The organism is Pseudomonas sp. MWU12-3088, assembly GCF_023242405.1.
GTDB classification, from domain to species: domain Bacteria; phylum Pseudomonadota; class Gammaproteobacteria; order Pseudomonadales; family Pseudomonadaceae; genus Aquipseudomonas; species Aquipseudomonas kribbensis.
The window spans coordinates 1,000,665-1,014,597 of the sequence record NZ_JALJEA010000001.1 but is presented as its reverse complement, the minus strand read 5'-3'; the positions used below and the strand labels follow the sequence as shown (position 1 = coordinate 1,014,597).

Genomic DNA, 13,933 nt, shown 5'->3' with positions numbered 1-13,933 from the left:
GTCCCGCTTTCGAGCGGGATTTTTTTCGCCTGCCCTTTTTTACCTGCATCAAGGCTATGACTAAAAGTCATTGCCCCATGATTTTTAATGGTTACGGCCGGCCCGATCCCCGGTGTTAAAAAATCGCAAACACAGCTCATCAATAACAACCAGAGAGCGTTTGCAGCCATGTCCCGATTCTCCCTTCGCGTCTCCCCACGTCCGTTATTGATCCCGTCGGCCTCCCGGTCCGAGTGAGCTGTCGATCACCCCAAAAAATCCCTCTGCATCGCAAAGAGTAATGACTGATGAAAGAACTCGACCTGTACATCGGTGAAGGTTTCGAAGGCCCGGGCGTGAACGCCGCGCACATCAATATCCTGATCGGCCCGCGCAATGGCCCGGCGGGGCAGGCGTTTGCCAACAGTCTGGCGTCGCCGAGCCAGGGCCATTGCCCGTTCATGGTGATCGCCCAGCCGAACATTCCGGTCAAGCCGATGACCCTTTACGTCAACAAGGCTGCGATCAACAGCGACCTGCACGGCAACGCAACCTGGGGCGCTTCCCAGGCCGGCATCGCCAAGGCTGTGCTCGAGGCGCTGCTCGACGGCACGCTGCCACCGGAAGCCGAAGACGAGTGGGCGATCGTCACCGCCAACTGGGTCAACCCGGCCTGCGATGACCTCGATGCGGTCTACCTGAACAACTACAACGCCTGCCGCACCGCGATCCGCGCCGCCCTGACCGGCAAGCCGGAAACCGCGCAACTCAAGGATGTGGTCAACCACATCAGCAACCCTTTCTACACGCCAAAAGCCTGAGGTCCGCGCCATGCAATACATCCGTTTGGGCAACTCCGGCCTGCAAGTCTCCCGCCTGTGCCTGGGCACCATGAACATGGGCACCCCGGACTGGAAACCGTGGATCTTCAATGAAAAACAAAGCGAGCCGATCGTCGCTCACGCGCTGAACAACGGCGTGAACTTCATCGACCTGGCGGACTTCTATTCCGCCGGTGTCGGCGAAGAAGTGGTAGGGCGCATCGTCAAACGTCTGGCCCGTCGTGAAGACCTGGTGATCACCACCAAGGTCGGCTACGGCACCCGCAACGCGATCAACGCCAGCGGCCATTCGCGCAAGCACATCATGGACAGCATCGATGCCTCGCTGAAGCGCCTGGACATGGATTACGTCGACGTGTTCATGCTGCATTACTTCGATGTGAATACCCCGGTGGAGGAAACCATGGGCGCATTGAACGACATCGTGCGCTCCGGCAAGGCGCGTTACATCGGCGTGTCGACCATGCTCACCGGCCAACTGGCGAAAATCCTCATGGCGTGCGAGCGCAACGGTTGGGTCAAGCCGATCAACATGCAGCTGCAACTGAACTGCGCCTACCGCGAAGAAGAGCGCGAGATGATTCCGTTCTGCCGCGATCAGGGCATCGGTGTGTCGGTGTTCAGCCCGCTGGCCCGGGGCCTGTTGACTGGTGACGTGCAATCGACCCGCAACCAGACCGATTTCTTCACCCAGCAGATGTACAGCGACGAAGCTTCGTTCGAGATCGCTCATTCGGTGCAGCGCGTGGCCCGTGCCCGTGGCGTGTCGAACGCGCAGATCGCCCAGGCCTGGGTCGCCAATCATCCGGGCGTGGATTGCATGCTGGTCGGCGCCGACACCACCGCACAATTCGATAGCGCACTGGCGGCATTGGAAACCAAACTCGACGCCGAAGAACTGCACGAGCTGGAGCGCAATTACACCCCGTGCGACGTGATCAATGACTACACCGCCGGCAAACGCATCCTGCGCACGGCCCGTCCGGGGCAGGAACGCTTCACGTTGCAGGGAGCGGTGGCATGAGCGGGTTGATTCGTCACGGCAACTTCATCGACGGCCAGTGGGGCAGCGGCGGCGCGACTTATCCAGTGCGCAACCCGGCCAATGGCGAATTGATCACCGACGTGCAAAAGGCCGGCGCCGAGGAAACCAACCTCGCCATCGAGGCAGCCAATCGTGCTTTGCCGGCCTGGCGCAAACTCACCGCCAAGGAGCGGAGTCAGCGCCTGAAACGCTGGAGCGATCTGATGCTCGCCAACCAGCAGGAGCTGGCGACCTTGCTCAGTCGCGAACAAGGTAAACCACTGGCCGAAGCGAAGGGCGAAGTGGTCTACGCCGCCAGTTTTCTCGAGTGGTTCGGTGAAGAGGCCAAGCGTGCCTACGGCGATGTGATCCCGAGCCATAAGGCGGATGCGAGGATCATCGTGACCAAGGAAGCCATCGGCGTGGTCGCGGCGATCACCCCGTGGAACTTCCCGCTGGCGATGGTCACCCGCAAGGTCGGCCCGGCGCTGGCGGCGGGTTGCACGATGATTCTCAAGCCTTCGGAAGAGACGCCGTTGTCGGCGTTCGCTTTGGCGGTGCTGGCCGAGCAGGCCGGGATTCCGGCCGGCGTGTTTAACATCGTCTCCGGCGATGCGGTGGCCATCGGCGGTGCGCTGCAAGCCTCCAGCGTGGTACGCAAGCTGTCGTTCACCGGCTCGACTCGCACCGGCAAACTGCTGATGCGCCAGGCCGCCGACACCCTGAAAAAGGTCTCGCTGGAACTGGGCGGCAACGCGCCGTTCATTGTCTTCGACGATGCCGACATCGACGCGGCCGTGAAAGGCGCGATGGCCTCGAAATTCCGCAACACCGGGCAGACCTGCGTGTGCGTCAACCGCTTCTTCATTCAGGACGGCGTTTACGAAGCCTTCACCGGCAAACTCGCCGAAGCCGTGGCGGCGATGCGCGTGGGCAATGCACTGGACGGTGAGACCGAGCAAGGTCCGCTGATCAACGCCGCCGCGCTGGCCAAGGTCGAAGCCCACGTCAGCGATGCGCTGGGGAAGGGCGCCACGTTGTTGTGCGGCGGTCGTCGGCATGCGCTGGGCGGTACGTTCTACGAACCGACCATCCTCACCGAAGCCACCGGCGACATGCTGATTGCCCAGGACGAAACTTTCGGCCCGGTGGCCGCGTGCTTCCGCTTCAAGGACGAAGCCGAAGTGCTGGCGCGGGCCAACGACACGCCGTTCGGTCTGTCGGCGTACTTCTACAGCCGCGACATCGGCCGGGTCTGGCGCATGGCCGAAGGGCTGGAAGCCGGGATGGTCGGCATCAACGAAGGGATCATCTCCACGGAGGTGGCGCCGTTCGGTGGCATCAAGGAATCGGGCCTTGGGCGTGAAGGTTCGAAGTACGGTCTGGATGACTATCTGGAGATCAAATACCTGTTGATGGGCGGCCTCTAGGCCTCCCCGAAACCTGTGGGGGTTCGCTCCCGCAGGTTTCTCCCAGAGCTTTCCGTTTCTCCGTCAATAACAACAATTGGAGACGAACATGTCCGCTCAACCCGTAAAGATCGATGACCTGCCCATCGGGCGCTTCCATATCAAGATCGCCGGCCTGACCTTCGGCGCGCACTTTACCGACGGCTACATCCTTGGCCTGATCGGCATCGCATTCACTTTGCTCAGCCCGCAGATGCAGCTCGATGCGTTCTGGCAGGGCCTGATCGGCGCATCGGCGTTGATCGGCCTGTTTCTCGGCAGTCTGTTTTTCGGCTGGATCTCGGACAAGGTCGGCCGGCAGAAAATCTTCCTGGTCAGTTTTGTGCTGATCACGCTCGCTTCGGTGATGCAGTTCTACGTCGAAACCGCCATGAGTCTGTTCCTTTGTCGGGTGCTGATCGGCATCGGTCTGGGCGGGGATTTCAGCGTCGGTCACGCGATGCTTGCCGAGTTCGCACCGAAGAAACATCGCGGCGTGTTGCTGGGTTCGTTCAGCGTGATCTGGACCTTCGGCTACGTGGCGGCGACCTTCGTTGGCACCGCCATGCTCAGCCTTGGTGATGATGCCTGGCGCTGGATGCTGGCGTCGTCGGCGATCCCGGCGGCGTTGATTCTGATCGCCCGAATCGGCACGCCGGAATCGCCACGCTGGCTGGTCAATCAGGGCCGGGTGGCCGAAGCCCGTGCCATCGTCAAAAAGCATCTGGGTGACAACGTCGAGCTGGATGAAACCCGCTCCAGCGAAACCCGCTCAGGCTATGCGGTGCTGTTCAGCCGCGAATACCGCAAGCGCACGGCGTTCAACTGCCTGTTCTTCGTGTGCATCGTCATGCCGTACTTCGCCATCTACACCTTCCTGCCGTCGATCCTGCAGAAGATGGGCCTGGCCGAAGGCTTCGGCACCGAGCTGATGCTCAATATGCTGCTGATCCTCGGCGCGTTGATCGGCATCTGGTGCACGATCAAATTCACCCGACGCGGGTTCCTGATCAACTCGTTCATCATTCTGGCGGTGGCATTGTTTCTTCTGGCGGTGTTGCCGGGCAGCGCGGCGTGGCTGATGGTGCTGGTGTTCGGTGTGTTCACGCTGGTGCTGTCGGCGGTGAGCAACCTGGTGGGTGTGTTCCCGGCGGAGAGCTTCCCGACGGAAGTACGGGCCAGCGGGATCGGTCTGGCGACGGCGGTCAGTCGTCTGGGTTCGGCGGTCAGTACGTTCCTGTTGCCGGTGAGCGTGGCGGGGATCGGCTTGAGCCCGACCATGGGCATTCTTGCGGCGATCCTGGGGATTGGCGCGTTGTTGTCCTGGGCCTGGGCGCCGGAGACCAAGTCGTTGACGTTGAGTCAGGCGTGCAAGGCGCAGAGTCCGGTGGAGGTCGGTGTTACGTCGGTCGGGAAAGTCGCCACCCCCGTCTGACGAATACAGGTCAGGGGTTGCTGACAACCCCTAGCCACTCGGTAAACAGCTTCACCTTCGACAGCCCTTGCTTGTCATTCGCAACATCCAGCCAATAGCCATAAGGGCCGATCACCTCAATCGGGGTGATCGGCAGCAGGCTGCCGTTGGCCAGTTCCTTTTCGATCATCTGCCGGTCGATCACTGCCAGGCCGCCACCTGCCAGTGCGGTGTGGATCACCTGATCCAGGGTGCTGAATTCCAGCCCTTGCCCGGCATCGATGTCATCCCGGCCCATGGCCGCCAGCCAGTTCTCCCAGACTCTCAAGCGCTTGCCGTCGTGCAGGATGTGCAGCAATGGAAATTGCCGCAGGTCCGGCGGCTGATCGCCGTTGAACAGTTCCGGGCTGGCCACCGCGATGTGGCGCTCCATCACCAGCAACTGACTGACGCAGTGAGGCGCTGCCGCGAGGCCGAAGCGGATGTGGCAGTCGACTTCCGTGAGGCTGTCGTGGCCGATCTGGTTGGTGACGCTGAGGTTGATGTCCGGGTAGCGCTGACAGAACGCGCGCAGGTGTGGCGACAGCCAGCGCGTGGCCCAGGTCGGCGGTGCGAGTACTTTCAAACGCTGGCGCAGATTCGGCACGCGCACCGCTTGCAGGGCACGTTCGATGTGGTCGAAGGCCTCGGCCAGATGCGGGGAAAGATTGCTGCCGGCTTCGGTCAGCGACAGCCCTTGAGGCGTGCGCACGAACAGCGCCACGCCGAGGTAGTCTTCAAGCTGTTTGATCTGGCGACTGACCGCGCCCTGGGTGACGTTCAACCCGATGGCGGCCTGACTGAAACTGCGATGGCGGGCGACTTCTTCGAACACGCGCAGGGTGTTGAGCGAGGGCAGTTGACGCATGGAGGCGGGACTCCGGATCGGGCGGTTTATTGTTGTTTTGGGGTGAGGGCTATCTGACTATCGGGACGGTGCGGATGCAAGGTGAATTCGCAACGGGCAGGCAAAAAAAATCGCAGCTCTGGCTGCGATTTTTTCGAGCGTCAGAAGTAATACCCGACGTTCACATATAACTGGTTTTCCCACTGATCCAGCCCGCCCGCGCCAAGGCTCTGGGTGTAGCTGCTGCCACCGATGTACGGATCGTTTTTGCCGAACAGCCATTCCGTGGCGACCCACAATTTACTCACGGAAAACGAGGTGCCGAGGATCATCCGTTCAGACGTCTTGAACCCGCTGGCGGACTTGTCGAACGCGCTGTAGTTGGCGTACAGCTTGATCCCGCTGATCTGGTCGAACAGGTATTTGCCGCCGACGTCATAACTCAGGTCAGCCACATACAGATTGCCGCGACTGGCCACGTTGTAAGTGCCGTCGTATCCGCCGAGGGTCACCAGCTCATCGGTGCCGGCATTGCGTGGCGACATCTGCTGCCGCGCCGCCTGCAACTGCACGCCCCACGGGCCGTTCTTGCCCATGTAGTGCACGGCCACGGCGTTGCGTCGGCCGTCATTGTCGGTGTCCTTGTTTTCGAGGGTCGAGGTCAGGCCGGAGATCCCGACTTCGGATTTCCACGACCCCAGATCCAGCGACCTGGCCACGCGCAGCACCACGGTGTTGCGTTCCTGGTTGTCACTGCCGTCGGCCACGTAGCTGTCGGCGCCCGATACGACGCTGGAATAGGTCACGCCTTTGCTGGTGCCTTTGCCTTGCCAGGCCGGGCGCAGGTAATAGCCGGCCTGAAGGTTCCAGTCGCCGCTTTGCTGGATGTACTTGGCGCCGACCTGTTGCACATCTTCCAGGCCGATGACGTTGCCCAGGGTTTCGTAGAACGTGCTGCCGAAGTACGGCTGCAAGCCGAACGGCACAGTGTTCAGGCCCACTTGTACTTGCTGGTCGGGATTGAACTTGTAGCCGACCCACGCGAACTTGGCGAAGCGGATGTCGCCGTAGTTCTTGGTGTACTGGTACGGGTAGGAGCGACCGTAGAAGCGGTATTGCGCTTCACCGATCCACGAGTCGGAATTGTACTTGGCGCTGAGGAACACCGTGTCGAGGCCGATCTTCTGGATGTCGCGATCTGGGTCCACGTCCCAACGGGCACGAATGGCGCCGCCAAGGTCGAGATTGTCGGTCACCTGGACCGCCATGGCCGGGGCGGCAATGCTGCAGAACAGAGCGATGGAGGTGGTGCGCAGGCGCAAGGATGCAGGGAAGGGCATGGAGCGGCTCTCGATTGTTTTTATTAGAGATGCCGCGCAGTTTTGCCATCCGCCCGCTGCAGAACAAACGATAAAAACGTCAGGGAAACCTGCATCGAATGCATGTTACTCGGAAAATCCTGTAGGACAATTCGCCAGTGTCGTGGGATGCTTTGCGTCTTGTCAGTGGTTTTCGAGTGCCTTGTATGAAACGCAAAATGCCCGGCCTGAATGCGCTCAAAGCATTCGAAGTGGCCGGCAGCACCGGCAGCTTCACCCGCGCCGCCGAGTTGCTCAACGTCACCCAGAGCGCGGTCAGCCGTCAGGTGCGGCAGCTGGAAGAGCAGCTTGGCGAAAGTCTGCTGGAGCGCCGCCATCACCATCTCGAACTGACCGGTGCCGGCAAGATTCTGCTGCGGGCGCTGCATCAGTCGTTCGACAAGATCGAGCTGACCGTGCGCAGCATCCAGCAGAAAACCCACGCCAATCGCCTGCACATAAACGCGCCGCCGACCTTTACCAGCCGCTGGTTGATGCCGCGCCTCGGGCGCTTGCGCGAGCAGCATCCGGAGCTGGAACTGAGCATCACCACCCGCTTGCAGGACAGTCTGGCGGAAACCAGCACTCTCGATTGCGCGATCCGTTTTGGCGACGGCGAGTGGGACGGGCTCGACAGTTCGCTGCTGATTCAGGAGCGGCACATCGCCGTGTGCGCGCCGACCCTGTATGCGCGGGAGGGCGGCGATCAGGGCATCGACCTCAATCGCCTGACCCTGTTGCATGTGCTGGCCCGGGAGGATCAGCGCTACCTGACCTGGAAGCACTGGCTCGACGCGGCGCGCATCACGGGTGTCGATACTCAGGGCGGCTATGAATTCGACCTGCTGGATCTGGCGATTCAGGCGGCCGTCGATGGTCTGGGGATCACCATTGCCGACTGGCACATGGTCGCCTCGGAACTGGCCAGCGGGCAGTTGACCCAGGTGCATAACGTGCATGTGGAAGGGCACCAGTCCTACTGGCTGGTGACCCGCCCGGAACAGACGCAGATGCCGCAATTGCAGGCCTTCAGTCAGTGGTTGCAGGAAGAGATCTGGCTGGCGCAGCGCCAACTTGAGCCTTCGAAGGCGATTTTCTGAGTAACGTGCATTTTTCGAATGTTTGATCGCCGGATAAATCGTTTGTTGAACCCGCTGTCGATGACAAGACTGGCGGCATCGATAAAAACAAACGATGGGCGATGCACATGCGAGTCGAGCGAAATTTTGTTAACGGCCACTTCATCGAGCCGGCCAGCGCGGCGCTGATCGCGGTCTACAACCCGGCCACCGAAGCGTTGATCGGCCAGGTGTCGGCCGCCACTGCCGAAGAGGCCACGGCGGCCGTCGATGCCGCCGCAGCGGCGCAGAAAGTCTGGGGCAAACTCACCAGCATCGAGCGCGCCGAACACCTGCGAGCGTTTGCGGTGGCGCTTGAGGATCGCGCCGAAGCCATCGGCGCCGCCCTGGCCGCCGAGTCCGGCAAGAGCCTGAGCGACGCCAGCAACGAAGCCCGTTATGCCGCGCAGATCACCCGTTACCACGCCGAATGGGCACGCCGTATCGAAGGCGAGATCATTCCCAGCGACAGCCCCGACGAAAACCTGTTCCTGCACCGTGAGCCGATTGGCGTCGTCGCGTGCCTGATTCCGTTCAATTACCCGGTCTACACCCTGTTGCGCAAAATCGCTCCGGCGCTGATTGCTGGCAATACCGTGGTGGTGCGCCCAAGCAACAACACCCCGACGTCGGCGTTCGAAATCGCCAAAGCCGTGGAGCAATCGGGCATGCCGGCCGGCGTAATCAATATCCTGACCATGGATCACGCCACCGCCGCAGCGTTTTGCACCCATAAAGCCGTGGGCCTGATCACCCTGACCGGCAGCGTCAACGCCGGGCGCATCGTCCTTGACTATTGCAAGGCCAACATCGCCAAGCCGTCGCTGGAACTGGGCGGCAAGACCCCGGCAATCATCGAGGCCGACGCCGATCTTGAAGCGGCCGCGAGCGCAATCATCGCCTCCAAGACCACTCACTGCGGCCAGTTGTGCACGGCGGTGGAACGGGTCTACGTGCAGGAAAGCGTTCACGACCGTTTCCTCGCGCTGCTCAAAGCGAAAATCGCCGCCGTGAAGTTCGGCGACCGCGCCACAGACGCGAGCCTGATGGGCCCGCTGGTCAACGCCAGTTCGCAGAAGAACATCCACGCCATGGTCGAGCGCGCGATTGCCGATGGCGCCGTCCTCGAAAGCGGCGGTGTGCTGCCCGAAGGTCCGGGGCATTTCTACCCGCCAACGCTGCTCAGCGGCTGCCGCCAGGACATGGAAATCGTCCAGGAAGAAATCTTTGGCCCGGTGTTGCCGGTGCTCAAGTACCGCGACATCGACGAAGCGCTGGCCATGGCCAACGACCACCAGTTCGGCCTGTCGTCGGTGCTGTACACCGAGAACTATCGCACCGCGCAGAAGGTCGCCAACGCCATCGAGGCCGGCGAGTTGTACGTCAATCGCACGCCTGCCGATCCGTACCAGGGCTACCACGCCGGCTGGAAACGCTCGGGGCTGGGCGGCGATGACGGCAAGCACGGCATGCTCGAGTTCACCCAGACCCGTCTCGTGGTCATGAAGTACTGATTCACCGCATCACGCCTCACGCTACACCTATAAAAACAATTATCAGGGGCGCCCGGAGCACGGGTCGCCCGAGGTCACTTCAATGTCCAAGCATGCATCCTCTGCTGCCGCTGTTCAGGGTTCCAACTCGGCTTCGAAAAGCCAGAGCGACAAGGGAAGTCGCTATTTCCAACTGATGTTGCTGGTGCTCGCCGCCGGTGCGATCTACCCGATTCTGTACCTGCGCCAGGTCTACCAGACCACCATGCTCGAGGTGTTCCAGATCAACCACAGCGAGCTGGGTTATCTGTACTCGATGCTTGGGACGATTTTCCTGCTCAGCTATCTGCCGAGCGGCTGGCTGGCCGACCGTATCGCGCCGCGTTTCCTGATCTTCTTCTCGCTGGTGGCAACCGGTGCGCTGGGGTTGTGGTATTCGACCGCGCCGTCGATGACCGGGCTGATGATCATTTTCGGTTGCTGGGGTCTGACCACCGGCCTGACGTTCTGGGCCTCGGTGCTCAAGCGCGTGAAGATGATTGCTCATCACAGCGAGCAGGGCCGGTTCTTCGGCATCCTCGATGGCGGTCGCGGGCTGGTCGAAGCGCTGCTGGCGACGGTCGCGCTGGCGTTGTTCGCTTTTGCTACCGAAACCCGTGGCGAGTCCACCGCCGAAGGTTTCAGGCACGTGGTTTACCTCTACGCCTTCACCTGTATCGCCATCGGCTGCGTGCTGGTGCTGATCAAGGACCCGAAGTCGATGGAAGACACGCCGCCGGTGGAGAAGGGCAAGTTCAACCTGCTCACTGATCTGGCGACCCTGGTGAAGATCCCTGAACTGTGGCTGGTCACCGCGATCGTGTTCTGCGGCTACCACATCTTCTGGGCCACCTACAGCTTCTCGGACTACCTGCAAGGCAGTGGCCTGACCGCCGTCATGGCCGGCACCATCACCACCATCAAGCTGTGGATGCGCCCGATCGGCGGCATCGGTGGCGGCTGGCTGGGGGACAAGTTTTCGAACATCTCGGTGCTGATCGTCGCGCTGTTGCTGGCGAGTCTGGCGATTGTCGGCCTGATTGTGTTCCCGGCACTCAACAGCATGGGGCTGCTGATCGCGACAGTGATTTTCATCGGCCTGATGACCTACGCGATTCGCGGTCTGTACTGGGCGATCCTCGACAGCTGCAACATTCCGCTGCGTATCACCGGACTGGCCATCGGCATCGTCTCCGTGGTCGGTTACATGCCGGATGCGTTTATCCCGTTGATCAACGGCTACCTCACTGAACATTTCCCCGGCGCCCTCGGCTACAAGCTCTATTTCGGCTACATCGCCACTATCGGTCTGATCGGCACTCTGGCTGCCGTGACCCTGCGTGCCCGGATCAACAGAAAATCTTCGAACAAAACTTCTTTGAATAAGACAGGTGCCTGACATGAAAATCGTCGCCCTTGAAACCCATATCGTCGCCGTACCGCCACCACACATCGGCGGCATGTACTGGCTGTTCGTCAAACTCAAGACCGACTGCGGCATCGAAGGCGTCGGCGAGATCTACGCCGCCACCTTCGGCCCCAAAGCCATGCTGCCGATCATCGAAGACGTGTTCGAACGCTACCTGTTGAATCAGGACCCGCACCACATCGAACGCTTCTTCCGTCAGGCCTATTCGAGTGGCTTCACCCAGCGTCCCGACCTGACCATGATGGGCGTGGTCAGTGGCCTGGAAATGGCCTGCTGGGACATCATCGGCAAGGCCGCGAACAAGCCGGTCTACGAATTGCTCGGCGGCAAGGTTCACGAACGCCTGCGTTCCTACACCTACCTGTACCCGGTCAACAGCCGTGGCGAGTACGACTACGACGACCCGGACCTGGCCGCCGAGTGCGCCATCGAGAACATGAACAAGGGCTTCACCGCCGTTAAGTTCGACCCGGCCGGGCCGTACACCGCGTACTCCGGGCACCAGATCTCGCTGGAAGTGCTGGAGCGCTGCGAAACCTTCTGCCGCAAGATTCGCGAAGCGGTGGGCAACAAGTGCGACCTGCTGTTCGGCACTCATGGGCAAATGGTGCCGTCCTCGGCGATTCGCCTGGCCAAACGCCTGGAAAAATACGACCCGCTGTGGTTCGAAGAACCGGTGCCGCCGGGCCAGGAAGAGGCCATGGCGCAAGTCGCGGCCAAGACCAGCATTCCGATTGCCACTGGTGAGCGTCTGACCACCAAGTACGAATTCTTCAAGCTGTTGCAGGCCGGCGGTGCGTCGATTCTGCAAATGAACGTGGCGCGCTGCGGCGGCCTGCTCGAAGGCAAGAAGATCGCCAGCATGGCCGAAGCCTATTACGCGCAAATCGCCCCGCATCTGTACAACGGGCCGATTGGCGCAGCGGCGAGTTTCCAGCTCGCGGCCTGCACGCCGAACTTCCTGATTCAGGAAAGCATCGAGACCTGGGGCGGCTTCCACGCCGAGGTCCTGAAAAAGCCGTTGCAGTGGGAGGACGGCTACATCATCCCGTCCACCGAGCCGGGCCTGGGCGTGGAGCTGAACATGGATGTGGTGCGCAAACATTCGCCGTACACCGGTGAGCGCCTGCACCTGCAAATGGCCCCGACCCCGGCCGACGTCAAAGACACATCGCCGGCCAAGGGCTGACGGGATTTCCCCGCCCGGTAACGGGCGGGTTCGATAAAAAGACTTACGCGGTAACCGTGCATGACATACGACTACATCATCGCTGGCGCAGGCGCCGCTGGCTGCGTCCTGGCCAACCGGCTTTCGGCCTCGGGCCAATACACGGTGCTGCTGCTGGAAGCGGGCGGCAAGGACAGTTCCCTGTGGTTCAAGATCCCGGTCGGCTTCGCCAAAATGTATTACAACCCGACCTTCAACTGGATGTACTACAGCCAGCCGCAGAAGCAGTTGGGCAATCGCGAAATCTACGCTCCGCGCGGCAAGGTCCAGGGCGGTTCGGGCTCGATCAACGCGATGATCTACGTGCGTGGTCAGGCCCATGATTTCAACGACTGGGCGGCCAACGGCAACGACGGCTGGAGCTTCAAGGACGTGCTGCCGTATTTCCGCAAACTGGAAAACCATCCGCTGGGCGACAGCGAATACCATGGCGGTAGCGGCCCGATCAGCATCACCCCGATGGCCGGCCAGACCCACCCGATCTGCGACGTGTTCCTCAAGGGCTGCGACGAGCTCGGTTACCCGCGCAGCGACGATTTCAACGGTCCGAAATTCGAAGGCGCGGGCATCTACGACGTCAACACCCGCAATGGCCAGCGCAGCTCCAGCAGCTTCGCCCATTTGCACCCGGCGCTGAGCCGGCCGAACCTGACGGTCGAGCATTACGCGTTGGTCGACCGGGTCCTGTTCGATGAAAGCCAGCAGCGCGCCACCGGCATTTCCATCACCCAGCATGGCGTGGTGCGTACTTTCACAGCGCGCAAGGAAGTGATCCTGTGCGCTGGCGCCGTCGACACGCCGAAGATCCTGCAACTGTCCGGCGTGGCGGATCGCGCCTTGCTGGCCAAACATCAGATTCCGCTGGTCAAACACCTGCCGGCAGTGGGGCAGAACCTGCAGGATCACCTGTGCGTCAGCTACTACTACAAGGCCAATATTCCGACGTTGAACGATGAGCTCAGCTCGCTGTTCGGCCAGTTCAAACTCGGCGTGAAATATCTGCTGACCCGCAAGGGCGCGCTGGCGATGAGCGTCAATCAGGCTGGTGGATTCTTCCGGGGCAACTCGGAGCAAAGCCATCCGAACCTGCAGTTGTACTTCAACCCGCTGTCATATCAGATTCCGAAAAACAACAAGGCCAGCCTCAAGCCGGAGCCATATTCAGGCTTTCTGCTGTGCTTCAACCCGTGCCGCCCGACCAGTCGCGGGCACATCACGATTGCCTCGAAGAATCCGCGCGATGCGGCGTTGATCGACCCGAACTACCTGAGCACGCAAAAGGACATCGATGAGGTCATCCAGGGCAGTCGCCTGATGCGCAAGATCATGGGCGCTCCGGCGCTCAAGGGCATCACGGTCGATGAAGTCTTGCCGGGGCCGGCGGTGGAAACCGACGAGCAGATGCTGCAGTACTTCCGTGACAACTGCGGCTCGATCTATCACCTGTGCGGTTCCTGCGCGATGGGGGCGGATGAGCAGACTTCGGTGGTCGACAAGCGCCTCAAGGTGCATGGCCTCGAGGGGTTGCGGATCGTCGATGCGTCGATCTTCCCCAACGTGACCTCGGGCAACACCCATGCCGCGGTGCTGATGGTGGCGGAGAAGGGCGCGGATCTGATTCTGCAGGATGCGTAATGCGCGGTGACACTTGATCGCAGACGGATCTCCAGCCTGC

Annotated in this window: 11 protein-coding genes; 9 read left to right on the top strand and 2 right to left on the bottom strand. The window is 61.3% G+C overall.

All coding sequences use genetic code 11. The annotated features are described in order from the left end of the window. The first annotated feature begins 287 nt into the window (after positions 1-287). The 4 genes from fae to M5B98_RS04490 all read left to right on the top strand — a co-directional run bounded on the left by fae (position 288) and on the right by M5B98_RS04490 (position 4,728). On the top strand, positions 288-800 hold the full coding sequence (gene fae, locus M5B98_RS04505; protein WP_248741968.1) for a formaldehyde-activating enzyme: 513 nt from the start codon (positions 288-290) through the stop codon (positions 798-800). 10 nt (positions 801-810) lie between these two features. After that, the gene (locus tag M5B98_RS04500) at positions 811-1,845 is read left to right on the top strand and encodes an aldo/keto reductase (RefSeq protein WP_085602959.1); all 1,035 of its coding nucleotides are present in this window, start codon (positions 811-813) and stop codon (positions 1,843-1,845) included. Continuing rightward, positions 1,842-3,275 (top strand): NAD-dependent succinate-semialdehyde dehydrogenase, encoded by a 1,434-nt coding sequence (locus tag M5B98_RS04495; RefSeq protein WP_248741967.1) that lies wholly within the window; start codon positions 1,842-1,844, stop codon positions 3,273-3,275. Before M5B98_RS04500 ends, M5B98_RS04495 begins: the two co-directional genes overlap by 4 nt. A gap of 88 nt (positions 3,276-3,363) precedes the next feature. After that, a complete protein-coding gene (locus tag M5B98_RS04490) occupies positions 3,364-4,728 on the top strand; it encodes an MFS transporter (RefSeq protein ID WP_248741966.1) in 1,365 nt (454 codons plus the stop codon). 10 nt (positions 4,729-4,738) lie between these two features. On the opposite strand, the gene M5B98_RS04485 is transcribed toward M5B98_RS04490, so the two are convergent. Continuing rightward, positions 4,739-5,614: a LysR substrate-binding domain-containing protein gene (locus tag M5B98_RS04485; RefSeq protein ID WP_248741965.1), complete on the bottom strand. Its 876-nt coding sequence runs from the start codon at positions 5,612-5,614 to the stop codon at positions 4,739-4,741. Positions 5,615-5,754: 140 nt separating this feature from the next. Beyond that, on the bottom strand, positions 5,755-6,933 hold the full coding sequence (locus M5B98_RS04480) for a hypothetical protein (RefSeq protein WP_248741964.1): 1,179 nt from the start codon (positions 6,931-6,933) through the stop codon (positions 5,755-5,757). A 185-nt stretch (positions 6,934-7,118) separates the two neighbouring features. On the opposite strand from M5B98_RS04480, the gene M5B98_RS04475 reads away from it, so the two are divergent. The 5 genes from M5B98_RS04475 (at position 7,119) to M5B98_RS04455 (ending at position 13,893) form a co-directional block, all read left to right on the top strand. Next, on the top strand, positions 7,119-8,051 hold the full coding sequence (locus tag M5B98_RS04475) for a LysR substrate-binding domain-containing protein (RefSeq protein ID WP_096820112.1): 933 nt from the start codon (positions 7,119-7,121) through the stop codon (positions 8,049-8,051). A gap of 107 nt (positions 8,052-8,158) precedes the next feature. Then, complete coding sequence (gene aldA / locus M5B98_RS04470) at positions 8,159-9,583, top strand: aldehyde dehydrogenase (RefSeq protein ID WP_248742172.1); 1,425 nt, start codon at positions 8,159-8,161, stop codon at positions 9,581-9,583. 82 nt (positions 9,584-9,665) lie between these two features. After that, on the top strand, positions 9,666-11,000 hold the full coding sequence (locus M5B98_RS04465) for an MFS transporter (protein WP_248741963.1): 1,335 nt from the start codon (positions 9,666-9,668) through the stop codon (positions 10,998-11,000). A 1-nt stretch (position 11,001) separates the two neighbouring features. Next, positions 11,002-12,219, top strand: a complete 1,218-nt coding sequence (locus tag M5B98_RS04460) for a mandelate racemase/muconate lactonizing enzyme family protein (RefSeq protein ID WP_007950483.1) — start codon at positions 11,002-11,004, stop codon at positions 12,217-12,219. Between the two features lie 60 nt (positions 12,220-12,279). Further along, entirely contained in the window at positions 12,280-13,893 is a 1,614-nt protein-coding gene (locus M5B98_RS04455; protein ID WP_248741962.1) for a GMC family oxidoreductase, read from the top strand. Positions 13,894-13,933 lie beyond the last annotated feature (40 nt).